Source organism: Paenibacillus fonticola DSM 21315 (assembly GCF_000381905.1).
GTDB lineage: Bacteria > Bacillota > Bacilli > Paenibacillales > Paenibacillaceae > Fontibacillus > Fontibacillus fonticola.
The window spans coordinates 107,956-134,338 of record NZ_KB907245.1; the positions used below are offsets into that span (position 1 = coordinate 107,956).

At 49.6% G+C, this 26,383-nt stretch carries 25 protein-coding genes and 1 riboswitch; of the genes, 9 read left to right on the forward strand and 16 right to left on the reverse strand.

The features are described from left to right. Nucleotides 1-168 precede the first annotated feature (168 nt). The 8 genes from G358_RS0100495 to G358_RS0100530 form a co-directional block, all read right to left on the reverse strand. Nucleotides 169-633 carry a DUF420 domain-containing protein gene (locus tag G358_RS0100495; protein ID WP_019635232.1) on the reverse strand — a complete coding sequence of 155 codons (465 nt, stop codon included), beginning with the start codon at nt 631-633 and terminating at the stop codon, nt 169-171. A gap of 68 nt (nt 634-701) precedes the next feature. Continuing rightward, complete coding sequence (gene ctaG, locus G358_RS0100500) at nt 702-1,628, reverse strand: cytochrome c oxidase assembly factor CtaG (RefSeq protein WP_019635233.1); 927 nt, start codon at nt 1,626-1,628, stop codon at nt 702-704. Between the two features lie 101 nt (nt 1,629-1,729). Further along, nucleotides 1,730-2,047: a cytochrome C oxidase subunit IV family protein gene (locus tag G358_RS0100505; protein WP_019635234.1), complete on the reverse strand. Its 318-nt coding sequence runs from the start codon at nt 2,045-2,047 to the stop codon at nt 1,730-1,732. A gap of 3 nt (nt 2,048-2,050) precedes the next feature. Then, nucleotides 2,051-2,680, reverse strand: coding sequence for a cytochrome c oxidase subunit 3 (locus G358_RS0100510; RefSeq protein WP_019635235.1), 630 nt, complete (start codon nt 2,678-2,680; stop codon nt 2,051-2,053). Continuing rightward, nucleotides 2,677-4,527 (reverse strand): cytochrome c oxidase subunit I, encoded by a 1,851-nt coding sequence (gene ctaD / locus G358_RS0100515; protein ID WP_205621502.1) that lies wholly within the window; start codon nt 4,525-4,527, stop codon nt 2,677-2,679. The genes G358_RS0100510 and ctaD overlap by 4 nt, the downstream gene beginning before the upstream one ends. Before the next feature lie 93 nt (nt 4,528-4,620). Continuing rightward, on the reverse strand, nt 4,621-5,679 hold the full coding sequence (gene coxB / locus G358_RS0100520; RefSeq protein ID WP_019635237.1) for a cytochrome c oxidase subunit II: 1,059 nt from the start codon (nt 5,677-5,679) through the stop codon (nt 4,621-4,623). Nucleotides 5,680-6,222: 543 nt separating this feature from the next. Then, the gene (gene map, locus G358_RS0100525) at nt 6,223-6,975 is read right to left on the reverse strand and encodes a type I methionyl aminopeptidase (RefSeq protein WP_019635238.1); all 753 of its coding nucleotides are present in this window, start codon (nt 6,973-6,975) and stop codon (nt 6,223-6,225) included. A 159-nt stretch (nt 6,976-7,134) separates the two neighbouring features. Further along, entirely contained in the window at nt 7,135-7,332 is a 198-nt protein-coding gene (locus G358_RS0100530; protein WP_019635239.1) for a hypothetical protein, read from the reverse strand. A 355-nt stretch (nt 7,333-7,687) separates the two neighbouring features. Between G358_RS0100530 and G358_RS29215 the strand changes: the two genes are divergently transcribed. From G358_RS29215 to G358_RS0100545, 3 genes are all read left to right on the forward strand, one after another. Continuing rightward, nucleotides 7,688-8,713, forward strand: coding sequence for a serine hydrolase domain-containing protein (locus G358_RS29215; protein WP_157274211.1), 1,026 nt, complete (start codon nt 7,688-7,690; stop codon nt 8,711-8,713). A gap of 35 nt (nt 8,714-8,748) precedes the next feature. Next, on the forward strand, nt 8,749-9,897 hold the full coding sequence (locus tag G358_RS0100540; protein WP_019635240.1) for an MGDG synthase family glycosyltransferase: 1,149 nt from the start codon (nt 8,749-8,751) through the stop codon (nt 9,895-9,897). A 125-nt stretch (nt 9,898-10,022) separates the two neighbouring features. Next, nucleotides 10,023-10,361, forward strand: a complete 339-nt coding sequence (locus G358_RS0100545; RefSeq protein WP_019635241.1) for a DUF4870 domain-containing protein — start codon at nt 10,023-10,025, stop codon at nt 10,359-10,361. 129 nt (nt 10,362-10,490) lie between these two features. On the opposite strand, the gene G358_RS0100550 is transcribed toward G358_RS0100545, so the two are convergent. The 4 genes from G358_RS0100550 to G358_RS0100565 all read right to left on the reverse strand — a co-directional run bounded on the left by G358_RS0100550 (nt 10,491) and on the right by G358_RS0100565 (nt 14,271). Beyond that, nucleotides 10,491-11,855 (reverse strand): nucleobase:cation symporter-2 family protein, encoded by a 1,365-nt coding sequence (locus G358_RS0100550; protein WP_019635242.1) that lies wholly within the window; start codon nt 11,853-11,855, stop codon nt 10,491-10,493. A gap of 107 nt (nt 11,856-11,962) precedes the next feature. Beyond that, nucleotides 11,963-12,550, reverse strand: coding sequence for a xanthine phosphoribosyltransferase (locus tag G358_RS0100555; RefSeq protein WP_019635243.1), 588 nt, complete (start codon nt 12,548-12,550; stop codon nt 11,963-11,965). 182 nt (nt 12,551-12,732) lie between these two features. Then, nucleotides 12,733-12,833, reverse strand: a riboswitch (purine riboswitch). Nucleotides 12,834-12,975: 142 nt separating this feature from the next. Next, the gene (locus G358_RS0100560) at nt 12,976-13,281 is read right to left on the reverse strand and encodes a hypothetical protein (RefSeq protein WP_019635244.1); all 306 of its coding nucleotides are present in this window, start codon (nt 13,279-13,281) and stop codon (nt 12,976-12,978) included. 270 nt (nt 13,282-13,551) lie between these two features. Beyond that, the gene (locus tag G358_RS0100565; RefSeq protein WP_019635245.1) at nt 13,552-14,271 is read right to left on the reverse strand and encodes a zinc-ribbon domain-containing protein; all 720 of its coding nucleotides are present in this window, start codon (nt 14,269-14,271) and stop codon (nt 13,552-13,554) included. 231 nt (nt 14,272-14,502) lie between these two features. Here G358_RS0100565 and G358_RS0100570 point away from each other — a divergent pair, with 231 nt between their 5' ends. The 4 genes from G358_RS0100570 to G358_RS32800 all read left to right on the forward strand — a co-directional run bounded on the left by G358_RS0100570 (nt 14,503) and on the right by G358_RS32800 (nt 16,905). After that, entirely contained in the window at nt 14,503-14,877 is a 375-nt protein-coding gene (locus G358_RS0100570) for a hypothetical protein (RefSeq protein WP_019635246.1), read from the forward strand. Nucleotides 14,878-14,995: 118 nt separating this feature from the next. Continuing rightward, nucleotides 14,996-15,706 carry a GTP pyrophosphokinase gene (locus G358_RS31150; RefSeq protein WP_019635247.1) on the forward strand — a complete coding sequence of 237 codons (711 nt, stop codon included), beginning with the start codon at nt 14,996-14,998 and terminating at the stop codon, nt 15,704-15,706. Between the two features lie 222 nt (nt 15,707-15,928). Continuing rightward, nucleotides 15,929-16,174 (forward strand): hypothetical protein, encoded by a 246-nt coding sequence (locus G358_RS32795; RefSeq protein ID WP_205621500.1) that lies wholly within the window; start codon nt 15,929-15,931, stop codon nt 16,172-16,174. A 290-nt stretch (nt 16,175-16,464) separates the two neighbouring features. Next, nucleotides 16,465-16,905 (forward strand): hypothetical protein, encoded by a 441-nt coding sequence (locus tag G358_RS32800; RefSeq protein WP_157274214.1) that lies wholly within the window; start codon nt 16,465-16,467, stop codon nt 16,903-16,905. 30 nt (nt 16,906-16,935) lie between these two features. Here the strand turns inward: G358_RS32800 and G358_RS0100585 are convergent, their stop codons facing one another. Then, a complete protein-coding gene (locus G358_RS0100585; protein WP_019635249.1) occupies nt 16,936-20,157 on the reverse strand; it encodes a DEAD/DEAH box helicase in 3,222 nt (1,073 codons plus the stop codon). A gap of 341 nt (nt 20,158-20,498) precedes the next feature. On the opposite strand from G358_RS0100585, the gene G358_RS0100590 reads away from it, so the two are divergent. Beyond that, the gene (locus tag G358_RS0100590; RefSeq protein WP_019635250.1) at nt 20,499-21,254 is read left to right on the forward strand and encodes a tryptophan-rich sensory protein; all 756 of its coding nucleotides are present in this window, start codon (nt 20,499-20,501) and stop codon (nt 21,252-21,254) included. A 134-nt stretch (nt 21,255-21,388) separates the two neighbouring features. On the opposite strand, the gene G358_RS0100595 is transcribed toward G358_RS0100590, so the two are convergent. The 3 genes from G358_RS0100595 to G358_RS0100605 form a co-directional block, all read right to left on the reverse strand. Next, nucleotides 21,389-21,766, reverse strand: a complete 378-nt coding sequence (locus tag G358_RS0100595) for a RidA family protein (RefSeq protein ID WP_019635251.1) — start codon at nt 21,764-21,766, stop codon at nt 21,389-21,391. 40 nt (nt 21,767-21,806) lie between these two features. After that, nucleotides 21,807-23,276, reverse strand: a complete 1,470-nt coding sequence (locus G358_RS0100600) for an ATP-binding protein (RefSeq protein WP_019635252.1) — start codon at nt 23,274-23,276, stop codon at nt 21,807-21,809. A gap of 97 nt (nt 23,277-23,373) precedes the next feature. Further along, nucleotides 23,374-24,879 carry an HD-GYP domain-containing protein gene (locus G358_RS0100605; protein WP_019635253.1) on the reverse strand — a complete coding sequence of 502 codons (1,506 nt, stop codon included), beginning with the start codon at nt 24,877-24,879 and terminating at the stop codon, nt 23,374-23,376. A 425-nt stretch (nt 24,880-25,304) separates the two neighbouring features. Between G358_RS0100605 and G358_RS0100610 the strand changes: the two genes are divergently transcribed. After that, a complete protein-coding gene (locus G358_RS0100610; protein WP_019635254.1) occupies nt 25,305-26,216 on the forward strand; it encodes a hypothetical protein in 912 nt (303 codons plus the stop codon). The last annotated feature ends 167 nt before the right edge of the window (nt 26,217-26,383 follow it).

Sequence of the window (26,383 nt, forward strand, 5' to 3'; positions counted from 1 at the left end):
TCATGACGATCCTTAATGTTCAGTGTGTATTTATGTGTGCTTACTGTATATATCTTTATACACAGTATATACGGGTCGTTTTAAGACGTCAATCCCCTTTTTGGAAAAAAATAAAGACCCCGTTCTCAAGCGTACACCGCTCAAGATCGAGGTCTTGCCGTTTATTCCTTATGTGCCAAGCAGAATATCCCATACCGGCTTCGTATGCCCGCCCGGATACAGTACGTACAACAATACATACACAGCTACCCCGGTGATGGCCGTGAAAAACCAAATGATCGACGTAACTTTGCCCCATTTGCGATGCTTTGCATACTTCTCCTTGAAGCCAAGCGTCAAGGTCGTGATACCGAACACGGCAGCCACTGTCGCCAGAACAATGTGGAAAATAAGAAACGTCTGATAGTAAGGCTTAAGCCCAACCGGACCGCCCCAAGCGGTGTTGCCGATAAAAGCGGTGCGCGACGTATAGATGATAAAGAAAATGATTGCCGCGATCGCCGCTGCGATCATCGTTTTCTTATGGGCCTCTCTTTTGCCCTTAATGATCTGTCCCCAGCCGATGGCCACCAATACTGCGCTGATGACGATAAATGATGTGCTGAGCGTGGGGAAAAGCGTAAATAAATCCATTTCCATCCTCCTGCCCTACAATGTCTTATTTAGAGACAATTCTATAAGTCAAATCTTGCGTAAGTTCCTTAACCCTGATTCAGTTCGCCTGGAGGCACATCCGCAATCAGACTATCTTCTGCATCCTCTTTATTCTCCTGTTTATACCAACGGAAAAATACATAAGCCAACATCGACGCGAAAATAAGTTCCTGCGTATATTTCATCAGGATTCCGCCGACTTGCTGATCCACACGGGGCTCCAGGAAGCCGAAAAACTCAGGCCCGCCGAATTGACTCAGCAGGGCCGCCGGGTCACTGTTAGGTACACAATACCCCATCGCTTTGGCCCATATATTGGGATCGCTGTAGGTGGCGTAAAGCGGCTCGCTGGCAAAGATGATCAAGCCGCAGGCCGGCGTCAACAGCACCATGTTCAAAAAAATGAAGCCGAGCTTCTTCAAGCCCTGTGGAGTCGCGCGTTCCGGGATCGGATTGACGAACGTCCACCACATCAGTATGGCTGCTATGAACAGGACTATATAATACAGGCGGTGAATTCCAAAGTTAAGCATAACATAATCAAGCACCACAGGGAGGTGATAGATTGAGAACAATCCGTTAAATAAGATGGCAGCGACAACAGGATGAACTAAAAACTTCAGTTTTTTTACCGGACTTTGTTCCAAAACCTTTACGACATAACGCCAGATCCACGGCGGAATTCCCAACATGATCAGCGGCGGAGCAACGATATAAGACAACGCCATAGACAGCATATGAAAGCTGAACATCGTATGGCCTAGCAAATTGACGGGGCCGCCTTGGGCCAAGTGCAATAAGAACATCCCCGTAACGAACATCACTCTTCGGCCAAAAGAAGTCGGCTCACTGTGGGCAAATCGCTCACTAAGCGGGCCAACCAGCAAAAAATAGCCGGCTGTGACAAACAGCATAAATGACAAAAGTACGGGACTCCAAACATCTTTAAAGCTAAAATATTGTAATCCCAGCAATGTAAAAACTCCCTCCGCCGCTTTTGAAATCTGTCCAAATTGTGAACTGACCCCTTAATATACAAAAGAGGGGGCTTTAAGCAAGCCCGCCTCTTTTGATTCTACCACCACATCCAGTAGAGCGCCGCAATGATACACAGTCCAGCGACGAAAAATCCTCCAGCCATAAACACAATCGGAATCATATGGCCCTTATCTTTCAAATGCATCCAGTAACCTAGCTGAACAAGGACTTGCAGAACAGCCATGACTAGTAACAGAATTACTGTAAAGGCCGTATTCACGCCTCCCGCAGCTACTGTAGCAAAAGCGATCGCTGTCAGGACAATGGAAAATATAAAAGCTATGACATGCTTTCGTGGCCCTTCATGGCGGTGCCGGTGCCTTACAACAGAACCGTCATTGTGATGATCTGTCATCGCTTAACCTACCACCTTTCCAAGCAGGTAAACTACCGTAAACACGAACACCCATACAACGTCAACAAAGTGCCAATACATCGCGGACACGTACACCTTCGGGGCTGTAACGACGGTCAATCCCTTTTTGGCTACTTGGCCGATAATGATTGAAATCCAGCAAATTCCGAAAATGACGTGCGCACCATGGAAGCCTACCAGCGTATAGAATGAAGAACTGAAAGCACTGGTCGTCATCCCATATCCATAATGGGTCACATACTCATAAAACTCATAGATTTCCAAGCATAGAAATCCAAAGCCAAGCAGTACCGTAACCGTCAGCCAAGTCAAGAGCGATTTCACATTGCCCCGATGCATGGCCTGAATCGAGAATACGCTCGTCAAGCTGCTCACTAATAGGATCAGTGTCGCAACTGCGGTAATCGGCAAGCTGAACAGCTCGGAGGCCGACGGACCGTCAGCCACCTGGTTCCGAAGTGTCAGGAACGTCGCGAATAAAGTACCGAACAGAACAGCCTCTCCGGCAAGGAAAAGCCAAAAGCCCAGTATTTTATTGCGTCCCTCCAGCGTTGCCTTCTCCGGTTCGTGGGGTAACGTGTTCGTAGCCTTCTGTGCATGAAGAGTACTCATGCTTCTACCCCCTTCCCGTCGATTTCTTCCGGTTCAATATGCCATCCTTCATCATCATTGATGGAATGAACGATCATCGAGCCGAAGGTAATTCCCAAGCCGAGAATAACAACAATATAATTGTTGAAAATAAAGTTAAGCGCACTGTTGCCGAAATCCTCCGTTGTAAACATGAAGCCAAGTCCCGCAATGAACAGTCCTACGGACATTACAAACGGAATGATCGTTGGTGAAGGCATATGAATCGGCCCCACCGGCTCCGCTGGCGTCATTTCAGTGTTACCGGCCATCTTCTCTTTCCAGTAAGCGTCAAGGCCGCGTACAAGCGGAAGCTGTTTGAAGTTATACTCCGGCGGAGGAGATGGAATAGCCCACTCCAGCGTCCGGCCGTCGCCCCAGGGATCGTTCTCTACTCCTGAAGGCTTTCTAGCCGTAATGGCAATATTGATCAGGAATATAATGACCCCTACACCCATCAAGAACGCGCCGATCGTACTAAGTACGTTCATCATATCAAAGCCCTGATTCGGCAGATATGTATATACGCGGCGCTGCATTCCGATCAAACCAAGGAAATGCTGCAGGAAGAAAGTCAGGTGGAAACCGATAATAAACGTCCAGAACTCGATTTTACCAAGCGTTTCGTTCAATACACGGCCGAACATTTTCGGCCACCAGTAGTGCAGTCCGGAGAACAAACCAAGCACCAGCCCACCGACGATAACATAGTGGAAATGCGCAACTACGAAATACGTATCATGGAACTGGTAATCCGCTGGCGCAGCACCAAGCATAACGCCTGTTACCCCGCCCATAACGAACGTAGGAATAAATCCGGCTGCGAATAAGTTAGCGGTATTAAACGTAATTTGTCCGCCCCACATCGTAAACAACCAGTTAAAGATTTTAATCCCTGTCGGTACGGCAATCAACATCGTGGCAATAGCGAAGAGCGCATTCGCTACAGGTCCCATTCCTGTTGTGAACATATGGTGCGCCCAAACCATGAAGCCCAAGAAGGCGATCAGGATCGTTGCGAACACCATCGAGCTGTATCCGAACAAGCGCTTACGCGAGAACGTACTTACAACTTCGGAAATAATTCCGAAAGCAGGCAGAATCAGAATGTAAACTTCAGGGTGCCCGAAGATCCAAAATATATGCTGCCACAAAACCGGGTTTCCGCCCAGCTCTACGTTAAAGAAGTTTGCCCCCAAAATCCGGTCAAAGCTAAGGAGCACCAATCCTACCGTAATCGCAGGGAATGCAAACAGGATCATAGCCGATGTAACGAAAGTCGTCCATGTAAACATCGGCATCCGCATGAAGGACATGCCCGGCGCCCGCATCGTAATAATTGTCGCCAGGAAGTTAATCCCCCCGATCAGCGTACCCAAACCGGCGATCTGCAAGCCGATCGTATAAAAGTCGACCCCATGCGTCGTACTGTATGTCGTTGAGGACAACGGTGCATAAGCAGTCCAGCCGCCGTCCGGCGCTCCGCCCATAAACCAGCTCAGGTTAAGCAGCAAGCCCCCAAACAGAAACGTCCAGAAGCCGAGCGAGTTCAAGAACGGAAACGCAACGTCGCGCGCCCCGATTTGCAGCGGAATAACCGCATTCATAATCGCAAAAATAATAGGCATAACCCCGAGGAATATCATTGTAGTACCATGCATTGTAATTAATTCATTAAATTGCTGAGCCGTTACAAACGTGCTCATTGGCTTCCATAGCTGAACGCGGATCAAGAGCGCCTCAATTCCGCCTATGCCAAAGAAGAAGCCGCCTGCAACCAAATACAGTATGGCTATTTTCTTATGGTCAACTGTCGTCAACCAGTCCATCAAACCCTTGTGTCGCTTGACACTGTGAGCGTGAGCCAAGGTTTGTACCCCCTTTAAATTCCTGTGCATCAGTGCTGTCTGACAAGCGGACTATTAATAGTCCAGCTTAATGTTAGCCAAATACTCGGCGATTCCTTCAATTTCTTCGTCCGTCAATCCCAAATCTTCCTTCGGAGAAGGCATATGGTTGCCCGGTTTAACCGCATTCGGATCCTGCAGCCACTCGATCAAATTGTCTTTGACCGGTTTGCCTGGAAACGGCTTGTTCGAGCCTTCCTCGTTGATCAGAATGCCGGCGACGGTCTCCCGATTGCCGATTCCCGTCAAGTTTGGTCCCAGAGGTCCGCCCTGATCCCCTACAGCATGACAGCTTAGGCACTGTGTTTTGAATACTTCAGCCAGCGCAGGGTCCTGGATCGGCTCAACCGGTTGCTTAAATGCCTCAATCCAATTATCAAACGCTTCCTGACTCACTGCCTTCACCTTAAATTCCATCAAAGCGTGGGACGGTCCGCACAGCTCCGCGCATTTACCCAGATAAACGCCTTCTTTCTCCGCTTCTAGCCACATCGAGTTAACCGTTCCTTCAGTGTTCGTATCCGTCTTTCCGGCAAGCGATGGCACCCAGAAAGAGTGAAGCACGTCCGCTGTCCTTAATTCGAAAGCGATTTTCTTATTTGTAGGAATAATTAAATCCTGAGCCGTCGTAATATCATAATCCGGATAAGTGAATTCCCACCAGAAAAGATGCGAGGTTACTTTAACCCTGATGGCATCCTTGTCATCCCAGTAGTTCTCCCCGTACGCGAACACCTTCTGAACGGTCGCGATAGCAAGAATCAGAACGAGGATCAATGGAATTCCCGTCCAGATTACTTCCAACATATGGTTTCCTTCCACTTGCTTAGGATACTCCGTATCCCCCGGCTTGCGGCGGAATCTAATCCACACATAGGCCGCAATACCGAACACGATCACGAGTACAGATAACATGATCGTAATTGAAAGCTTCATCAAATCAAACTGCCCTTGAGCTACCGGGCCTTGTGGTCTTAACGCAGACAAATCTTCGCGACCGCAAGCGGACAGCAAGAGCGAGATTCCTACGAACAAAGGAACAAGCCTCTTCCCAGCCTTCCACCGTTTCATCATTGATCTACCCCACTTTTACGTATTCTTCCGATGATTACAGGTTTTCTCCCTTCCTTTGAAAAACATACCTGCACTAGCACGGAAACTGCAATCCTGTCAATTAAAACAATCACCTATTAAATATAAGAGCGAACCCCTCTTTTGTCAATGAGATAGGGGGAGTTCACAAATTGTTCAAAAAGCCGAAAAAGCCCGTCAAATTAGGGTTTGCGAACGTTTTCACCTCTCTATTTAACCTGGGACCCTACACTTCGATCGCTAGACACAAACGTCTGGCCTCCCTGGTGAAATCACCCTAGATCGTTTGAAACATTTTCGACATTTCGGCAAACTTCTTGTCACAATTGCAAAAAAACCTCGCCAACGACGAGGTTCCTTTAATGAAGATTACTAAAAGAGGTTACTTAAAGGAGTTACATAAGAAGGTTGTATGTGAAGGTTACACGTGAAGGTTACACGTGAAGGCTACATATGAAGGTCACCTAAGTTTACTTAAGGAGTTAATTGAAAGTAAACCGGCAGGCTGCCTACAGCAGCAGCCCTTTACACCGTTGTCAGCACGAGCGGGCCGTCTTTCGTAATAGCCAGCGTGTGCTCGTAATGAGCGCCCAAGCTTCCATCGGCACTGCGGATCGTCCACCCGTCATCATCCCATAAGACCGCCCCCGTATCTCCAAATGTAAAAATCGGTTCAATCGTAATGACCATTCCTTCTCTTAAAAGCGGGCCGGTGTGAGCTCGGCCAAAGTTCGGAACATCAGGCGGCTCATGCATAGCACGGCCAATCCCATGCCCGATCAGCGGCTTGACGACACCGACACCCGCGGTTCGCGCCACTTTCTGGATCGCGCTGCTAATGTCGCCAACCCGGTTGCCCGGTACGGCCTGAGCGATTCCGGCTTCGAGCGCGCGCTGCGTTACGGTCAGCAGCATATCCGCTTCTTCACTCACCTTGCCAATCCGGTACGACCAGCCTGAATCCGCCAGCCAGCCATTTTTATTCACAACGATATCGATCGTGACAATATCTCCGTTCTCCAGCGGACGATCATTCGGAAATCCATGACATACTACATCGTTGACCGATGCGCATGTCGCGAAAGGATATCCGCGATATCCTTTCTGCTCAGGCGTAGCCTGCCTGCCTGCCAAATACGCTTCTACCCACCGGTCAATTTCCAAAGTGGTCATACCGGCTGATATATTACCTGCTAATTCCTTATGGCATTCGGCAAGAATCATCCCGGCTTTGCGGATCATGGCTATCTCGCTCTGGGATTTCAAATTTATTTTCAAAATCTCATTCTCCTCTCAGGGCTTAACACTACGTTAATAACGAGTTAATATAATATATGTAGGAATAAGCAGAAAAAAACCGTCCTATGGCATCTGCCCAAGACGGATATAAGATGTTTCCTAATGCGAACAGTTATGAAACAGCGCTTCGTTGAAGCGTCAAGATACAGACGAGTTCACTGAATTCAGCTTGCCCATTTCATGCTCGACTAAATCCGTTAACTCTTCTTCATAGCCACCCATAATACGGTATTTCCGGACGTATTCCTTAACGAATTTTTTCGGGTCTTTTGGCTTAAAGATTCGGGTCATTTCCCGCAGACTTTCCTTTACTTCATTATGACCTTTCGTTGCCATACAAATTCCCTCCCAGAACGCTTGTAATTAATGCTCCGATTTCGAGAACGCCGAAAAGTGATGTTGATTCATGAAGTTGCAGGCTGCATTACGCCTTCCCGGCAGGCACCTAAAACATACATACCCGCTGAAATTCCCGCTTAATCAAGCGTGCTAGCAAAGTGTTGTCCGTATGCTTAGGACAGTCGCAGACTTGATGGAATAACCTCCTGTCTTTTATATTGTAACATATTCAAGCCAACCTTACAGCTTTCTTCCAAACGGAGCCTTTTTTTTGCTGTAAATTATTAAATTTATTGTTAAGCCCGATTTCTGGTTACAATAGGAATATAATATTATTTTTGGAGGGAGCTTCATGCAGCAAGCCAGCAATATACATCGTTCATCTGCCGCCTTAGCCGACGAGACTGCACCGCCTTCTTCTCCTGTATGGAACAAGGAATCGCACGAGCTGCTGCGTGCCGCGGACGAAGAGATTCAGCAGCATTATCCCAAAATGCATAGCTTTGTAGTTGCCCAGGGGGACCGTCTGCTGATAGAGCGATATTATAACGGTTACGATCCTTCGAAACTTCATGATTTAAGATCCGCCACAAAATCGATTTTATGTATTCTGTTAGGCATCGCGGATACCCGGAGGGAGCTGCCTCCATTGGATAAGCCCATACTGGAATTTGTCAAAAAATATGCAGTACAGCCTCCAGATCCTTTATGGCAGCAGCTGACGCTTCGCGATCTTCTCGCGATGACTTCCGGCTTCCACTGGAAGACCGGCGCCAAAATGGGAGAAGCCTTCATTCATCGCTTTCACCAAAGCAGGAGCTGGGCCAAATACATTGTTCATCTCCCGATCGTGAAGCATAAAATCGGCGAATTTCAATACTGTAGTGTAGATAGTCATTTACTATCCATCCTCCTGACCGAATGGACCGGGCTAAGCGCAGAAGACTATGCTAAACAGCATTTATTCGAGCCGCTCGGCATTGAGCAGACCGCTTGGAATACAAGCCCGGATGGCCATTCTACAGGCCATATTGGCCTTCATTTAACAGCGCGGGATATGGCTAAAATCGGCGTCCTTTGCCTGCAGGAAGGCCTTTGGGAGCGGCGGCGTATTTTGTCCGCGGATTGGCTGCTCCAATCGATGACTCCCAGATCTGCAGAGTGTCCCGGGTATGGCCGTTACGGCTACCATTGGTGGACAGCAAAGGCGAACGGCATCTCCTATGCTTATGCCCACGGTCATGGCGGACAGCAAATCAACGTAATTCCTGCTTTGGATGCCGTCATAGTGTTCACGTCAGAAAGTGCATTAAACCGCTGGAAAAATCCCAAGCCGCTGCTGGAGAAGTATGTAATTCCCGCCTTGAAGCACGGCTAGCCTAAATAACGCTCTTATAATGGAGGAATTTGTCAATGAATTCTTATGCACCCAAAGTGTTGATAATGTACGCAAGTTACGGTGATGGACACTATCAAGCCTCTAAAGCCCTTGAAGCCGGTTTTCATAAATCAGGCGTGAGCGACGTAGTTTTGCTCGATTTAATGGCAGAAGCTCATCCTCTGTTGAATGAGATGACTAAATTTGTGTATATGCAGAGCTTTAAAACGATGCCGTTACTGTATGGCTGGGTTTATAACGCTACGAAAGACATGCCTCCTGATACATCGTTGTTAAACGTCCTCAACTCCTTGGGCATGAGAAAAATGCAGCAAACTATTTTCAGTATGGAGCCGGATATTATAATTCATACCTTCCCTCAGCTCGCAATGCCTAAACTGCTCAAAAAAACAGGCTTAACCTTGCCGCTGATCAATATCGTAACCGATTTTGACCTTCACGCGCGCTGGGTTCATCCCGACGTCAACCGGTATTATGTCGCTACCGAGGATTTGAAGAAAGAGGCGGAGAACCGCGGAATCCCGGCAGAAAAAGTGTTTGTTAGCGGAATTCCGTTGAAGCCTGATTTTGATTCCGATCCGCAGCCGTCAGCCTCTTTGCCCTGCGAGCTTGATCCTTCCAGAAAAACGATCCTCCTTATGGCCGGCGCATTCGGAGTAATGCAGGGAATTCGCGGAATTTGCGCTGCATTGACCGACAGCAAAGAGCACCAGGTCATCGCCGTTTGCGGCAGAAATAAAGAGCTGTACCGCAAGCTCCAGGCCGCGCTTGGACATCGCCCGAATTTCCATCTGTTTGGTTATGTAAGCGAAATAGCCCAGCTCATGCAGTTGAGCAACTGTATTGTCACCAAGCCTGGCGGCATCACCTTGTCCGAATCGCTTGTCAGCAGGCTGCCTATATTTATATATCGCCCGGTACCAGGTCAAGAGCTTAACAATGCACTTTATTTAGAAAGTAAAGGCATCGCCAGTATTGCTTACGACGCGGATACGCTGATCACGCAGATCGGCGCACTGCTGTCTGACGAGGAACAGCTCGCCCAAATTCACAAAGAAATAGACCATCTTCGCAAACCGGGTGCTGCCGAGCTTATCGTAAGCGATATTATGGAGCAATGGTTTGCTCCCCAGCGTGATCCGGGCTGTCCTGTCGTCATGTAGCGCAGGAATCCTCACGTTTTTAAGACAAGGCGTTCTGCACCATGAGGGCTCGTCATACAATTGAATAAGGCGCAGGGAGCAGTCTGATTCCCTTCAGTTTTCCTAAAGAAAGAAGGTAAATATCGATGTCCCCTTTCAAATCCTCTACCGGTCTTTATGAAAATGTAGCGGCATTTCTGTGCTATTTATTCGCTTTTGTAGGCGGTGTCCTCTTTCTTGCTGTAGAAAAAAGAAGCCGTTTCGTCCTTTTCCATGCCCTTCAATCGGTCATGCTGTTCGCCGGACTCATGATTGCCCATGCCGCCGCCGGCTTTCTTCCGCTGATCGGCGTTGTCGTCAGCCTGCTGCTCAGCCTGCTCGGCGTCTTCCTGTGGCTCCTTCTGATGCTGACCTGCTTGCAGGGCAAATGGTTAAAGCTGCCTTGGATCGGCGAGCTTGCCGAAAGACAACTGAACCGGATGTAGCTGCAAAAGATGGTCATGCCACATCCCTTCCGCCTCAATGAAAAAAGAACGGCGATCAGCCCCTGGCCTTATGATCACCGTTCTTTAACTATATTTATGGCGAAATTATTGCGTAAACTTAGGACATAATTATTGTGGAAACTGGTCCGCCGCAGCTGTGGTATCGGCGGCTTTCCCCTTGTGCCCCTTAAGGCCGTTAAACAGCAGGTTCATCACGATAGCCGTAAAGCTGCCGGCAACAATGCCATTGTCAACGAGAATGCGGAGCCAGCCCGGTACGCGCTGGAATATGTCCGGAACGACAGTTACGCCCAGTCCCATCCCGACCGCGCAGGCAATGATGAGCAGGTTCTCATGCCGGTTAAGGTCAACCTGATCCCCCAGCATGCGAATGCCCGAGGACAGCACAAGCCCGAACAGAGCGATCATCGCCCCGCCAAGCACCGATGGCGGAACAAGCTGCGTTAGAGCGGCAATTTTCGGTACGAAGCCAATGAGCACGAGCAGTCCTCCGGCTACGAAGATGACATCACGCGTTTTGACCCGGCTCATTTGAATCAGCCCGACATTCTGGGAATAAGTCGTATAAGGAAATGAATTGAATATGCCGCCGAGCATAATCGCCAATCCTTCGGCCCGATATCCCTTCGCCAAATCTTTGGATGAAATGTCCTTTTCCACAATTTTGCCGAGAGCCATAAATACTCCCGTTGACTCGGCGACGCTTACGATCGCCACCAGTATCATCGTCAAAATAGCGGAGGCATGAAAGGTCGGAGTACCAAAGTAGAACGGCTCCGGCATATGGACCCAGCTCGCTTCCATGAGCGGCTTCATATTCACTTTACCAACGAGACCGGCCACGATCGTACCCGCAATAAGGCCAAGGAGTACTGAAATGGAGCGAAGAAATCCTTTGGAAAAACGGTTCATCAATATGATGAACAGCAAAACACCGAAGCCGAGCGCCAAATTAAGAGGACTGCCAAAGTCGGGACTGCCCGGCTGGCCGCCTCCTAGATCCTCCAAGGCTACAGGAACCAGCGTCACACCGATAATCGTCACAACCGAGCCCGTTACGACAGGCGGAAATAAGGCAATTAATTTTCCGAACAAGCCGGAGAATAGAAAGACGAACAGCCCCGATGCAATAATGGCGCCGTAAATGGCCGTTATCCCCATACCGTCTGCCAAGCCGATCGCAATCATAGGCGATACGGCCTGAAAAGCACAGCCCAGCATAACCGGCAGGCCGATCCCGAAGAAACGGTTGCCCCATACCTGCAGCAGCGTAGCTACACCGCAGGCCAGAAGGTCTATCGCAATCAAATAAGTAATTTCCTCGTGACTCAATTGCAACTCCTGGCCGACGATCAATGGTACAATGATCGCGCCCGCATACATCGCTAATACGTGTTGTAATCCCAGCGATAATGTTTGGAATGGATGTCTGTTTCTTTGAAAAATGGCTTCCCGCTTCACTTCGCGCTCCATATAAATCTAGTTCCTCCCCAGGTAAGTATCCCTATCACCGTATATTCAGGTAAGTATCTCTGTTATGGTCTTATGTTCTATATAGATGTTCTATCATTTATCATCCGTTATTGTGTTGTAACCTCGTCTACAAAAGCGACAGCCCCGTTCTCCAATGAAGCGATGCGCACTAATGACTCTACGCGATATCCGGCCTCTTGCAGCAGGCCTGCTCCAGGCTGAAATGACTTCTCAATAACGATGCCGATGCCGGCTACGCTCGCTCCTACCTGCTCTACGATCCGGGCAAGACCAAACGCCGCTTCGCCATTAGCGAGAAAATCGTCGATAATAAGCACGCGATCCTCCGGGCCGAGAAACTTCTTCGACACTGTAATTTCATTGCTCTCTTTTTTAGTAAAGGAATACACCTTTTCCACGAGAATGTTATCCTTCAGCGTAAGTGACTTATGCTTGCGGGCAAAAATCATCGGCACGCCAAGCTCGAGCGCAGTCATGATCGCCGGAGCAATCCCGGAAGATTCGATCGTCAGCACCTTCGTAATACGCTCACCTGCAAACCTCCGCGTAAATTCAGCGCCAACCTCTTTCATCAAAACCGGATCCATCTGGTGATTTAAAAAGGAGTCGACCTTCAGCACTTGCCCGCCCAGCACAATTCCTTCCGCAATCACTTTGTCTTTCAGCAGTTTCATCTCTCTTCCCCCTTATTAGGCATCTTCAACTTCAACTTCATCTTTCCCGATCATTTCATAAAGTAACATGCCACAATAAGAAAAAGTCCAGTTCCCACAACTGGGAAATGGACTTCATGGCAGAATTCACCCGTTCTCGGGCCCTGTCATGCCCGAATTAAAGCCGGCCAAGCAGCATGGTCCGACCGGTCAAATTCCCCCGTAGTCCGATCATTTCCGGTGATCAGGTAGAAACATGCAGGCCAATTCCTGCACATATACGAGAAAAGTATGAAGAAAATTGTCGAATGTTAATATGCAATGATTAGTAGTATAACGCAAACAATCCACAGAAATAAAGAGGTATTTCGTGGATTAAGCAAATATTTTGTTAATTATCCTTTTCGGCCGCAGCTGCCTTTCAACCACAGCTTTTGCCGCCTGGACTAGATCGGTCTGGTATCCTTCGGCAGCAAATTAGAAATAATCGATTTCAGATTTCCGTCTTCATGCAGGTTTTCTTCCCCGGTATCCAGGCGGCGGATACGAATTTTCCGATATTCCGCAGCGGGATCGACTGGTTTGAACACCAGATTATCCTGGTCCTCAAGCCGCAGCTTGTACCCCATATCTGCAAACATTGATAAAAAATCCTTCTCGGTCGGCGCCTTGCCTGGCTCCAAAAAAATCAGCCCTCGCAGTTCTTTTGTCCCCTGCTTGTTCTCCAATTCATAATGAACGATGCATTCCATGTCTGTCCACACTCCCAAGTTATAAATAATGTCTCCATACGGTAAAAAGCGACCTTGCTGCCATTCATCATTCCCTGCTGCGTCTCTCTGCATGCAGCCAAACTAGATTAGGCACGGCGGCACCGGATATTTCCTCCCGTTTACCGTCGTGCCAGCGAGAATGTTAACACCCTACTTGTTACTACGTATCAGCCCTCGGCAAGTAAGACGCTATTTATAACAACTCGGTGAACTTTATCCATGTTCCTTCTATTTACGCCTAAATACGCGCTAAATTTGTTCGGAACCGCAGTGCGGGCACCATTTCGTCCCTTTGACCAGTTGCGCCGAACAAATTTGGCAGTTTGTCTCGTCCGCTGACAATGTCTCTGTCACCTCGGCATCATCAGCTGGCTTTACATTTTCTTTCCAGGTTCTTATCCGGCGGTCCAGCTCTTCCTGGCGCTTCCGTTCCCGTTCAAGCTCCCGCAGCAGCCGCGCTTCCTCTTCCGGACCAATCCGCTGAACGGGCTCCTCTTGAGGCGGTTCTTCCTGAGCTGGAGAAGCAAAAAGGACATTTTCCTCGGCCCAAGCCAGCGGCTCTTCATCTTCCCTTTGTTCTGGCGTTTCTGCTTTGACCGGAGCTGGTTTGCTTTCCTTCTCCAGCTTATGCCCGCAATACTGGCAAAATAACGCCTCGTCCGTGACTGCTTTGCCGCAGGAAACGCAAAGGCGCTCATTTTTGAGCTCCGCGATTTTAAGCCGGACTTCGTCCCGTTCCTCGGCGAGCAGATCGCAGGTTTTGGCCAAATCGATCATTTCCTTCTCCGCCTGAGACATATCTTTAACGCGGTATCCTTCATAAAATACTTCGCCCATTCTTTGAAAATATAAGTCCATCTCACGCTCGATATTATGAATTTGCGTATTCAATCTTCCAATCTCCACCGCATTTTGCGCCTTGTCGGTCACTTTGCCCGCACCGTCTTTAATCCGCTGCAAAAATTTCATGACATACTCCTCCCATGTTCTTAAGCTTCCTGATGTAATTGGATTTATATTGTCCCGCAAGCTGATATTTTACCTTGCCTTTACGAAATCCATATCCTTGCTGTCTATGAAATTGTAATTATCATAACAGATTTGCCAGCGCAGTGAAAATTTCCTTTGATTCAGCCTAGCTGCGCCCGTTTATAAAGACAATATATATAAGCGAGTATTAAAAAATGGAGGGAATTCCTTATGAAACCACTGAAGAAGGCCTATTATGTTTCTGTCGGTCACCGGGTCATTCGAGAGGCGCCCCATCATCATTCCGCGGAATTCAAAGTATTTCTCGATGATGAGGACCTCGTAAAGCTGCGTGATAAGCTCACCGAGCTGTCCCGGGAGGATGATTTTACTTTTCAGCGTGCCCCTATACCTTATAAATCAGCGGATCACGATGAAGCAACCGAGCATTTCAACAAACGGCTCATTGAGTTGTACACATTACTGTATCAGTTTGGAGATGATCAAACCCGGCAGACGATCATCAGCCTCGGCGTGCTCGGCAAGCTGCAAAATCCCGATTATCATCATCCCGGCTACGACGGTGCCGCACCGTTCAATAGTTGATGCTCTTCTTTGATTTTGCCATGCTATTCACGCTACAATAAGGGGGCTGAGGAACAATTTTATAAACTGGGAGTAGATTAATCTGGACAAAGTAGACGAAAGCAGGAACAACCCTCTGTTGAATCAGTTGGACTTGCGAGAGTTATATCAATGGGAAATCGGAGACGATTCGCTCCGCAAGCTGGAGGAATGGAAAAAGCTTCCGACGCTATACCAGCTGGCGCTCGATGAATTGAAAAATAAGATCAAGCTGATCCAGACGGAATGGAAAATCCATAACGGATACAGCCCAATTGAACATATCAAGACGCGGATCAAGGAGCCGAAGAGCATTTTAGAAAAGCTGGAGCGCAAAGGGCTGGAGATGACGGTGGACAACATGGTAAACAAAATCCACGATATCGCCGGGATGCGTATCGTGTTTTCTTTCGTTAAAGATATTTACAGCTTGCTGGATCATCTGCGCCGCAGAGAGGACATAACGATTATCGAAATTAAAGATTATATCGCGAGTCCGAAGCCGAACGGATACCAAAGCCTCCACGTTATCGTAGCGGTACCGCTGACATTGTTCGAAGGACAGCGCTGGATGAAGGTGGAAATTCAAATGCGTACGCTGGCGATGGATTTCTGGGCCAGCATGGAGCATATTTTGTTCTATAAATACGACAAGCAGGTGCCCCCTCATGTGGTACACGAGCTGACGGAAGCGGCCCGAGCAGCCGATGCGCTGGATAAAAAAATGCACGGCCTGCGCAAGGAAATTATGGGCGCGGCCGAAACCGCTTTGCCCAAAGCCCATTGCAACGTTTCGTTAGACGGTCAATAGCCGCTGCGCTCCTCTCTGCGCAGCTTTTTACGCAGCGGGCGGGCCTGCTCCTCCGCCTGCTGCATGACGGCCCCGGCCACCAGGCCGAGGCCTTTAGCCGCTCCCGGCACGCCCGGGAGCAGCCTGGCCCAGGCCACGGGGTCGGGGCCAGGCACGGCCGCGGGGCTGGCCGCAGATGTGCCCGCAGGCACCGATTTGGATGCGGCGGATGCTGGTGGGACCATGGGAGTCCGACTGGATCCGGCAGGAACAGAGCGAGACGCAGCGGGTACGGGCGTGGCTGTAGGTGCTGGGCTAGATTCGGCGGGTGACGGTTCGACCGCGCGAGTCGAGCTGGATGCGGCAGGTGACGGTGTCACCGTGGGAGCCGGGCTGGATGCAGCGGTAGGCGGTTCGGCCGCGCGAGCCGGGCTGGTCGCAGCGGGCGTGGCCGCGGGGGCTGCGGCGGATTCCACGACGTCCAGATGAATCTGGACGTCGTGGAACCGCGGACCAGGGGCATGCATGCTGCCCTGGTCCGCCATCTCCGCGAGCCACTCGGCAAGGTTCGGCCCGCCGCCGCTCGGCCGAACCGCTTTCCCTCGAGGCCCCAGCGCTGCGCGCAGGGCCTCTTTCGCCTGGGCCGGGGCAGAGCCTCCGGCCCAGGCGGCCAGCGCGGCGGCGAGCAGCGCCTCGCGCGTCCACCCGAGCAGCTTCAGCCGCTGCTCGGGTGTGGCGGCGCGCCACAGCGCCGCGCCGCGGGATGCTGCCTGCGCCACATGGCCGCAGGCGCCCTCGGCAGCAGCGCAGCTGCAGCTGCCGCGCACTTGGCCTTCCGCCGTTTCCCACGGCGGAATTTGGGGCAGCAGGCCGGCGATGGCTGGCGCGCCGCCTTCCTGCAGCGCAGCCAGCTCCAGCGGCTGCTGCGCCAGGGCGTGAAGCAGACGCTGGCCAGCGCTGGGCGCCGTTGCGCCTGCTTCAAGCAGGAGCACAGAGCAGTCCGTCTGCTTTACGTCAGTGCCAGTGCCGGTGTTAGGGTCCATGTCCTTAACTCTGGAACTGGCTTTGGTTTTGGTTTTGGTTTCCTCTGTGCGCTTGTCTTTGCCCTTGTCCTTGACCTTGACCTTTTTTTTGTCAATGTCAGTGTCCCCAGCCGGCATGTCGATACGCCAGCCCCCGGGCACCGGCTCCATGTGGATTCCAACCGTATTATGACCTGACAGCTCGCCCATTGTTCACCCTCACCTTCCTTAAGTTTCCGCGTGCAAAGAAATTAATTGCTGCAGTTCCTCGTTAGACATTTCAGTCAGCCACTGCTCTCCAGAACCGACAACCTGCTCCGATAATGCCCGCTTGCTTTCGATCAGCTCGTCTATCCGCTCCTCCAGCGTCCCTTGGCAGATCAGCTTGTGCACCTCTACATTTCTTTTCTGGCCGATCCGGAATACCCGGTCTGTCGCCTGATTTTCCACCGCTGGATTCCACCAGCGGTCATAATGAATCACATGGTTGGCCCGCGTCAAATTTAGGCCTACGCCCCCCGCTTTCAGTGACAGGACAAAGAATGGAGAGCCGTCACCCTCTTGAAAATCCGCCACCATACGATCGCGTTCGCTCTTGCTTACGCCCCCGTGCAAAAATGAAGGGACCACGCCATATTTCCGCTCCAGCGCGGAGCAGAGCAGCTCGCCCATCTGAACATATTGCGTAAAAATGAGCGCTGCTTCATTATTGTCGATGATGAGATCGAGCAGTTCGAACAGGCGATCCATTTTTCCGGAGCCTTCCCCCCGCAGCCTGGAGCCTTTCGCTCCTTTTACCAGCAACGGGTGATTACAAATTTGCTTCAGGCGGGTAAGTGAAGACAACACGATGCCTTTGCGGGCGATTCCCGTACTTTCGCTAATCCGGCTCATCAATTCCTCCGTCACTTCGCGATACATTTCCGCCTGTACGGGCATAAGCGCACAATAGGATTTCAGCTCGATTTTATCCGGCAAATCTTTGCGAATGTCCGGATCGCTCTTCAACCGGCGCATTAAAAAAGGAGCCACCAGCTTGCGAAGCTTCGTCAGTTCAGCCGGCTGTTGCTCGCCGCCTCCCGTATAACGCGCCTTAAATGAACTATGGGAACCAAGATAGCCCGGATTAAGAAACTGAAAAATAGACCAGAGCTCGCTTAGCCGATTTTCAACTGGGGTTCCGGTCATCGCGATGCGATGTGGTGCTTTCAGCTTCATAACGCTTTGCGCCTGCTTTGTGCCATAATTTTTAATATACTGCGCTTCATCCAGCACAATAGAAGCCCATTCAACAGACTGCAGCTCCTTCATATCCCGCCCGGCCAGCGGATAAGTGGTCAGTACCACATTTTTCCTGCCAGACTCCTTCCGGAATTCCTCCCCGTGAAGCCGGTGACTGCCATGATGCATATACAGCCTGAGCTCGGGAGCAAACCTCGACAACTCCCGCTGCCAATTACCTAACAATGAAGTGGGACAAATGATGAGTACCGTCCCGCTGTCTATTCCGTCCAGCAGCGCTGTAATGACTTGAATCGTTTTCCCAAGCCCCATATCGTCTGCAAGCAGTGCGCCGAATCCGTATTGCCGCATCATGGCCAGCCACTTGTAGCCCCGTTCCTGATACGGCCGAAGCGTTCCGTGCAGCGATGAGGGTATTGGCTTAAAACCCAGTTCCCACTCCGGATGACCTTCCATTAACATTGCGAGCATTCCCGTAGTCTCTACCTGCTCTACCCGCAGACCGTCCCAACGGATGTCCCCCTCTTCCTCAGAAGCCAGATGCATGAACTCACGGAAAGTGATTTGTCCTGTCCCATGCCGCTTCATGAACTTGAGCATTTGACGTATTTCCTTCATATCTATTTCAATCCATTCCCCGCGAAAAAAAACGAGCGGAGACCGGGAGGCCGCCAATTCATTCAGCTCTGCTTCGCTAATCACACTTCCGCTTAGCACGGCTTCCGCTTCATAGGCCACAAGCTGCTCCACGCCTAATTGCGGAGCCTCTTTCGACCTAAGCTTTGGGGCTGCAATTCCGCCTGCCGCCTTGATTCTGACTCCGGTGGTCCGGCGGCCTTCCTTCGTCAAACGCGAAGGCATTTGCACTGTTACGCCATACTTGCGGAGCTGGCTTACCTCTTTACTAAGAAAAGCATATACCTGCTCCGGCCTGAGCAGGACCCCCTCTGGACGCGGCTGCCTCATCCCCTCGCGCACGGCAGCGGACACTTTAGCCGCCTTGCTTAAACGGAGCAGTAAATTACCTGCGACATCGTGATACATCCTGCCAAAAATCTCAATTTCGCGCTCCGGATAGCTCCATAGAAGTCCGTACGAAAGCAGCACACTCGGGTCCTCAACGCCTTCCGCCAAAAATGACAGCCGCCAAAACGGAGCGGCGGGCCCGGGCTGTTCCGTTAGATGACTATGTTCCGGGCCATGACCGTATTCCAATACAGGACCGTTCTCCTGAACATGACCCTGCTCCTGGATTTGACTGCGCTCCTGGGGCGGCAAAGCCCAAAGCTCCACCGCACTCGGTTCAAGCCGGAGACAAAAGCGGAAGGTTCCGGCATTCAAGCCGGCGTCTTCGTTCTCTTCCTGTGGGGCCCTCGGCTGACCTCCTCCTGCGTTCCCGATATTTTCCCGAAGCTCCGCCAGTTCCTCCGCACTGCCCTGAATATCCGCAAGCGGCACTCCGGCAAGCAGACCATTCCACCACAATTCAGATAGCGGAGAACTGCCCCGGCGGTAATCCGCACGACTGGCATTCAGCTTCCTTCCGAGGCCGGTGATCGCTTTGCGGGCTTGATCATCGATCATCCTGCTCATAAAAGAGTGTAGAACTGACAACTGTCTGGACTCGATATCCTCCTCTTGTCCAACACCGTACTGAACGGCAGAAAGACAAATCGGCGGCATGCTTCCCGCCAGCTGCCGGAACCGCTCTTCATCGTAAGGATCTTGCAGGTCGGGTCCCCAAAGCGCGCGGGCCGAAGCCAGGCCCTTCGGACGGCGATTTCCGGTCAAAGGCACCTCTATCATCCCAGGAACGATCCGTCCCCGCAGCATGAGTTCAAGTGAAAACCTGGCTGCCTTGCTCCAGTAATTTAATTCCATGCCGGGCTGAATATCCTGCTTCCTTATCTCTGTATCATCCCAGGAAAGGAGCAGAGGCCAGGCCTGTTGCACAGACAGGGCCAGCCCTTCCTGCGTTCGGCCGATCAGTGCTCTGCGCTCGCCTGCCTTGAAAGCGCTTCGCCCCGAAGCTGCCGGATAACGCACTTCAGCCAAACGAAGGGCTGCGTGCTGAAATGGACGCTGTCCCCCAGTGAGCTCCAATCGCCTGAGTGCGGCTGCCCATGCATCCACCTTAGGTTCAGATGTTTCCCCGGAAAAGCAAAACAATACCTCTCCAAGCCATATCGCATAAAGACGTTGATTCATGATGATCTCCCGTCATTTCTGATTGTATCTCTAACTGATTAAACTTCCACATACTTGACGAACCAGTCTTCTGAAGCTTGCATTCTCGCTACATCTTGCCCAGAAAACAGGGGCTTCCAAACGTTCCACGGGCATAGTACGGCAATTTGTTCACCTGCTTACCATAAATATGATAACATATGCGCTCTTGGCCTGATATCATTCGCTTCAAATGGGTATATTCATATAATAAGTAACTCAACTAATAAGTCACTCAACCTTCGCAGACTGAGATCTGCAAATAAGCCAATGTATCTGGGCTGTAAAAAAATTAGTAAACGTGCGCTGTAGGAGGTTATCACATGTTTCGGAACAATAAATATCGCTGGTGGAACGCGCTGTTCTTCCTCGCTGTTCTCATTGTTAATTTCCTGGCCATGTCCATTCCATTAGGCGGGATGACTACGGGGCAATTATCGAATAAATATTACACGGCGATTACACCGCCAGGATACGCGTTTATGATCTGGTCCTTTATCTATCTTTCGCTTGCCTGCTATATCATTTATCAGTTTCGCAGCATCACCGGTAAACGAAACTCCGTTCTGGCTATAAGCTATTGGTTCATCCTATCTTGTGTTTGTAATATAGCCTGGGTTGTCCTATGGCAGTATCAATATCTCGGATTGTCCATGGCGGCAATGACCGCCCTCCTCATATCTCTAGCTGTCATTTATGCCAAAACCCGCTTTATCTACTCTCCAACAATGGGTGAAACCTGGTTTATACGTTTGCCGTTCAGCATTTATTTCGGATGGATTTGCGTTGCTGCGCTAGTTAACCTTGCCGTCATCCTATACTACACGGGAAGCGGAATAAAGCTTGCTCCATCCATAACAGGTATTGCCCTGCTGGTCATCGGCACTGTGGCCGCCATCGCCATAACGCTGCGTCCTCGCGACGGGGTGCTGCCCTTGATGTTCGTGTGGGCTTACGCCGCCATCGCACTGGAGCATCGAAATTTATCCAGCTTGAGCATGGCTGCGGGAATTCTCGCGTTCATTTTACTGCTATATGCGTTTTGGATTATGTTAATGCGTGCGCGTGAAAGAGATTAGATTTGTTGACCCTCTCTCACAAAAAAAGACCACTTACACTTCCAGCTATGATGCCTCGGAAATGCAGGTGGATCTTCTTTCTAGCAAACAGCCTATTTTTCTACCAACAAACCACATTTTACAAATAAATCAGGCTATTTCAGCGCAATCACTTCGATCTCCACCAGACCGTCCTTAGGCAGGCGGGCGACCTCCACAGCGCTTCTCGCCGGATAAGGCTCCTCGAAAAAAGAACCGTACACTTCATTTACTTTGGCGAAATCATTCATGTCCTTAAGAAACACGGTTGTCTTTACGACCTTCTCCAGCCCGCTTCCAGCCGCCTCAAGAATCGCCTTGACATTGTTTAACGCCTGACTGGCCTGCGCCTCTACGCCTTCTGCCAATTGACCTGTCTCCGGAATGAGGCCAAGCTGCCCCGATGTATATACCAAATCGCCGACAACTACCCCCTGCGAGTATGGACCGATAGCTCCGGGTGCTGCTTTCGTTGATAATGCTTGCTTTTCCATTGCAAATCCCAACCTTCCTTATACGATTACATTATAAATTTTAGCCTGATACTTCTTTTCCGGCAATCTTGACATTATGTTTAGCCAGAGACAGAGAGCCAGCGCCGGAAGCTTGCTCCCTATTCAGGGGCAGGTACAGTAAAAACTCGCTCCCCTCGCCTTCCTTGCTCCTCATGGCAATGAATCCGCCGAGCAGGCGGGCCAAATGATTGCTAATCGGCAATCCGAGGCCGGTTCCTCCATACTTGCGGCTGATTGAACCGTCCGCCTGATGAAACGCTTCGAAGATCACCGTATGCTTGTCCGCAGGAACCCCAATCCCGGTATCCTTTACAGCGAACACGATGTAATCTCCCGGCAACGCCTCCTCCGGCTCTGCCCGGTATATTTCCAGTGTGACATAGCCTTCAACGGTGAACTTGAACGCGTTAGCCAGCAGGTTCCGTAAAATTTGGCCGATACGCTGCGGATCGGACGAAATCGTGGCCGGCAAATGAGGAGCTGTTTTGATTTCGAAGTTAATCCCCTTCTGCCGGGCGGTCTGCTCGAACTGCAAATATAACATTTGCGGAAGCTCCAGCACGTTGACCTCCTCCTCGGAAATCTCCAGCCTTCCCGCTTCGACCTTGGACAAATCAAGAATGTCATTAATAATCTGCAGCAGCTCCTGCCCCGACTTATGAATGATTTGGGCATAATCCGCCGAATGCTCTTCCTTTGGGGTATTCTCGGAAATGATTTGCGCCAGATTAATAATGCTGTTCAGTGGGGTTCTTAATTCATGGGACATATTCGCCAGAAATTCCGATTTATACTGGGAAGCGAGGGCCAGCTGCTTGTTTTTCTCCTCGAGCACACGCTGTGCCTTTTGCAGCTCAGCCGTCTGCTCAAGAAGCACATGGTTGGCATATTTCAAATCCAATGTTTTGCGCCGATCCAACTGAAAGTCACGTAGTATCATCGAAAATACAATGCTTAAGCCGAAGCTGAGCGGCAGGACATAAGGCATAATTTCCAGCATATACTGCTTAAAAGGAAGCACGCCAAACACCGCGATATTCACCGTGTTTACCACATTTACAATTACGATTGCGATCAATGCTTTTAAAGTAAAGCGATAATCATTTCTTCTCATCCAAATGTTGATTCCGGCGCAAACGATCCCTAGTATCGTCAGATTGAGAAAGCCGGCGAACGCTGCATCAGTAAATCCCAAAGTAAACCGGGCGAGTCCGATTCCAAGACCAATTACTACAAGGGTAATCGGCTGCGAGTAAACAGCCGTAGCAATAAGCAGCGGTACGAATCTCAGATCAAAAATAACATTGTCACTTAATTTGAAGCCGAATTTCATGCAAATCCAGCCTGAAAATATCATTAATAGTACAGATAAAATATAATTTATGCGCCGTGACGTTGCCGTGAACCAGTACTTATATAACACATTCGCCAAGTAGGCGACCATGACCAGCATTCCTAAATTCATTATGAATGAATTTCCAAGCCCCATCTGTTCCCACCTACTTTATTTATGTGCTAATAAGGTCTGGAACTGTTTGCAGTCCTTTGTTCTTCACCATATTAACATGAAGCAGGACTTGGAAGCATCACAACGATTTTCTTTCGTGAAAAGCTTCAGTGAACAAGCTTACAAAATACGGATCCCACTGCGTTCCCTGTCCTTTCTCCAAAATAGCGATTGCTGTATTAACATCTAAGCCTTTACGATAGGGCCGATCCGATGTCATCGCGTCAAAAGCATCGGCAACGGCAATAATTCTGCCAAATAGAGGAATCTCCTCTCCCTTGAGACCGTCGGGATATCCCGTGCCATCGTAGCGCTCATGGTGGGAACGAACACCTGGCAAAAAAGCAGCCATTTCATCCGCAGGCTCAATCTGCTTCAAAATCGCCTCGCCAAGTACGGGATGGGCCTTGATTTGAACCCATTCCTCCTCGGTAAGCCGCCCTTCCTTCAGCAGCACAGCATCTCTTATGCCCATTTTTCCAATGTCGTGAAGCAGTGCCGTTTTTCGTAATTGATCTATAGTATGCTTGGGCAGTCTGGCCAAAATGCCGATTTGAACAGCGTATTCAGCTACCCGTAAAGAATGGCCGGCCGTGTAGGGATCACGAGCGTCAAGCGCTGCCGCTAACGTTGCAAAATAGCTTTCAACCAATTGATCATTTCGGGCTGACTGAATTCTGATGCCGCGCAGCATGTGATTAAAACCGGAAACGAGCCGGGAAAACTCATCCGAGAACAGATCGCCCGCATCCGTCCGCAGATGGCCGTTTTTCACCTCCGCCATTCTTTCGAATAAATGCTGTATAGGCTCTTCAATTTCCCGGGTCAGCAGGCGCGAGCCGCCAAAAGCAAAGCTAAGCCCAATCAATAATACGATGCCGGCCCATTTCCAATATGTATAGTGATCGATATTCCAATCTTCCAGCCGAAATTGCATAAACAGACTGTACAGCAGGAGCGGGAATGCACCTATCAGAAAGAAGCTCCATCTCAGCTTGCGTTTAATCGTAATAAGCACCTTGCCCCCTAGGTTTAATTCTCTGCCGAACAAATACAGCGATCGGATATGCAGCTCCTGCAGCACCGGTCGAATGTAATGGGAGGTTAGAAAAAACACGATCAACGCATGCATGCCAGTAACGAGCGCTGCTCCCAGCAGGGTCATCGCTATATCATACACAGGAATCGATAGTTTGCCAGTGGACTTAAGCAGCATAGTTAAGGTCAATGCCGGTACAGCCAAGCCCAATGAATGGGAGCCAAGAATTCTTTTGACGGTCAGTGCAGGTAAGCGGTGGGTCCTTAAATAAATCGTCTGCATTGTAGGAAAGCTTTCGATCTTCTGATAAAATGCCATTCGAACCGGTTTGATTTGCCTTCTAAAAATCTCCCATTCCAAGAAACTCATCAATGTAACGGACAGCAGCATGACAATATACAGCCAGGTGTACTCGCTCCTTGGATAATCCAGCTGCTTATCCATAAGCGTGAAGGCCAGAATACCTCCAATCGAAAGTACTGTTACGAGCAATCCTGCCACATAATCAAGCATCAGCCGAGAAAAAAATGTCTTGTATACAGACAATAGAATATTCATCCCTTTCAACTAGGAAATTATGGATGCTATATTACATCATTATCGGCACAAAAGTATGTAAATTTGACACCTTTTTCCGTTTTTCAACAGGTCAAATATCTTTTCCGGGAAAGATTGCTTTTTTTCATAATATTTAAAAAAAATATTTTAAAATCTAAGTAATCGCTTACAAACGCGATGTATCAAGCTTCATCCCTTCTTCATTTTATTGCAGGATGTTTTTTGTCACAGGGTAAGTGATTTATTTCACATATATGCTTTTATTTATATGATAAGCTTTCCTCAAACCAAAGGATTTCCTCTTTTTCCAAGGCTTCAGGAATCCTGAAACTTCCTTAATTATATAGCCCCTACGTTATTAAAATGGTTCACATTTTAATATATACAATTTTATCTTTTGGAGGTCATTTAACATGAAAAAAGCATCCATTCTTCTCTGCAGCGCATTGCTGCTAGGCCTTCTCGCAGGTTGCGGGGCAAAAAATGAAGCTAACAACAAGACGGAGCCGGCAAACAACGCTCCCGCTACCGAGAACAGCTCCACGAACGCTGCTGCTGAAGCTCCTTCTGCGGAGGGCAAATTCCAGGACGGTCTCTACTTCGCACTGGGTAAAGAAGATCCAAAATCCGGCTGGCAGTATTTCGTGAAGCTGCAAGTGGAAGGCGGAAAAATCACCGACGTAGACTGGAATGGCACCAACGCAACAGTTCCAGTAGACAAAGTTACTTACTCCGAGCAAGGCAAATACGGCATGGTTGCCAAAGGCGGCTCGCAAGCTGAGTGGCATGAGCAAGCAGCCAAAGCGGTCGCTTTCCTCATCGAGAAGCAAGACACAAAGGCGGTAACCCTTGATGCTGAAGGCAGAACAGATGCCATTTCCGGCGTATCCATTCACGTTAACGACTTGTTCGACCTTGCTGATCAAGCGCTAGCTGCAGGTCCAATCCAACCAGGGCCTTACAAAGACGGTAATTACCACGCCGAAGAAGAAAAATTCGCCGAGAAATCCGGCTGGAAAGAAACCGTTGACGTGATCGTATCCGCAGGAAATATCGTTAGAGTGAACTTCAGCGGCGTAAACGAAGCCGGCGAAGACAAGAAACAAAACTCCATCGACGGCAAATACGGCATGGTTGCCAACGGCGGCGCGCAAGCTGAGTGGCATGAGCAAGCAGCCAAAGCCGAGCAATACTTGATTGAGAAACAAGATCCAGCCGCTGCAAGCTTTGATGATGCAGGTAAAACCGATGCTGTTTCTGGTGTATCCATTACTTTGAAATCGTACTTTGATCTTACGGCTAAAGCTTTAGAACAAGCGAAGTAATCATCGCCGCTTAAGCAGCAGCCCCATCTTATTGAATTATCCGCCGCTGCTTAAGCAGTAATTCCAGCTTAGAGAGTGAACATCTCTGCTTGAGCAGCGGCTCCTACAAAAAAATGCAGCTGGTTTAGCAGCTAAGCTACTGTATCTCCATTGATTACCAGCCTAAA

What these genes read in the sequence shown, in the direction of transcription:
- G358_RS0100610 (WP_019635254.1), top strand. Translation starts at nt 25,305, where the DNA reads ATGAAAAAAGCATCCATTCTTCTCTGCAGCGCATTGCTGCTAGGCCTT.
- G358_RS0100495 (WP_019635232.1), bottom strand. Translation starts at nt 633, where the DNA reads ATGGATTTATTTACGCTTTTCCCCACGCTCAGCACATCATTTATCGTC.
- G358_RS0100585 (WP_019635249.1), bottom strand. Translation starts at nt 20,157, where the DNA reads ATGAATCAACGTCTTTATGCGATATGGCTTGGAGAGGTATTGTTTTGC.
- G358_RS0100555 (WP_019635243.1), bottom strand. Translation starts at nt 12,550, where the DNA reads ATGAAACTGCTGAAAGACAAAGTGATTGCGGAAGGAATTGTGCTGGGC.
- G358_RS0100590 (WP_019635250.1), top strand. Translation starts at nt 20,499, where the DNA reads ATGTTTCGGAACAATAAATATCGCTGGTGGAACGCGCTGTTCTTCCTC.
- G358_RS0100600 (WP_019635252.1), bottom strand. Translation starts at nt 23,276, where the DNA reads ATGGGGCTTGGAAATTCATTCATAATGAATTTAGGAATGCTGGTCATG.
- ctaD (WP_205621502.1), bottom strand. Translation starts at nt 4,527, where the DNA reads ATGGACTGGTTGACGACAGTTGACCATAAGAAAATAGCCATACTGTAT.
- G358_RS0100595 (WP_019635251.1), bottom strand. Translation starts at nt 21,766, where the DNA reads ATGGAAAAGCAAGCATTATCAACGAAAGCAGCACCCGGAGCTATCGGT.
- G358_RS0100550 (WP_019635242.1), bottom strand. Translation starts at nt 11,855, where the DNA reads ATGGAGCGCGAAGTGAAGCGGGAAGCCATTTTTCAAAGAAACAGACAT.
- G358_RS29215 (WP_157274211.1), top strand. Translation starts at nt 7,688, where the DNA reads ATGCAGCAAGCCAGCAATATACATCGTTCATCTGCCGCCTTAGCCGAC.
- G358_RS0100560 (WP_019635244.1), bottom strand. Translation starts at nt 13,281, where the DNA reads ATGGAATGCATCGTTCATTATGAATTGGAGAACAAGCAGGGGACAAAA.
- G358_RS0100545 (WP_019635241.1), top strand. Translation starts at nt 10,023, where the DNA reads ATGTCCCCTTTCAAATCCTCTACCGGTCTTTATGAAAATGTAGCGGCA.
- G358_RS0100505 (WP_019635234.1), bottom strand. Translation starts at nt 2,047, where the DNA reads ATGACAGATCATCACAATGACGGTTCTGTTGTAAGGCACCGGCACCGC.
- G358_RS0100510 (WP_019635235.1), bottom strand. Translation starts at nt 2,680, where the DNA reads ATGAGTACTCTTCATGCACAGAAGGCTACGAACACGTTACCCCACGAA.
- G358_RS0100565 (WP_019635245.1), bottom strand. Translation starts at nt 14,271, where the DNA reads ATGAAATTTTTGCAGCGGATTAAAGACGGTGCGGGCAAAGTGACCGAC.
- G358_RS0100540 (WP_019635240.1), top strand. Translation starts at nt 8,749, where the DNA reads ATGAATTCTTATGCACCCAAAGTGTTGATAATGTACGCAAGTTACGGT.
- G358_RS32795 (WP_205621500.1), top strand. Translation starts at nt 15,929, where the DNA reads ATGGGAGTCCGACTGGATCCGGCAGGAACAGAGCGAGACGCAGCGGGT.
- G358_RS0100570 (WP_019635246.1), top strand. Translation starts at nt 14,503, where the DNA reads ATGAAACCACTGAAGAAGGCCTATTATGTTTCTGTCGGTCACCGGGTC.
- G358_RS0100530 (WP_019635239.1), bottom strand. Translation starts at nt 7,332, where the DNA reads ATGGCAACGAAAGGTCATAATGAAGTAAAGGAAAGTCTGCGGGAAATG.
- coxB (WP_019635237.1), bottom strand. Translation starts at nt 5,679, where the DNA reads ATGATGAAACGGTGGAAGGCTGGGAAGAGGCTTGTTCCTTTGTTCGTA.
- G358_RS32800 (WP_157274214.1), top strand. Translation starts at nt 16,465, where the DNA reads ATGGCCGCAGGCGCCCTCGGCAGCAGCGCAGCTGCAGCTGCCGCGCAC.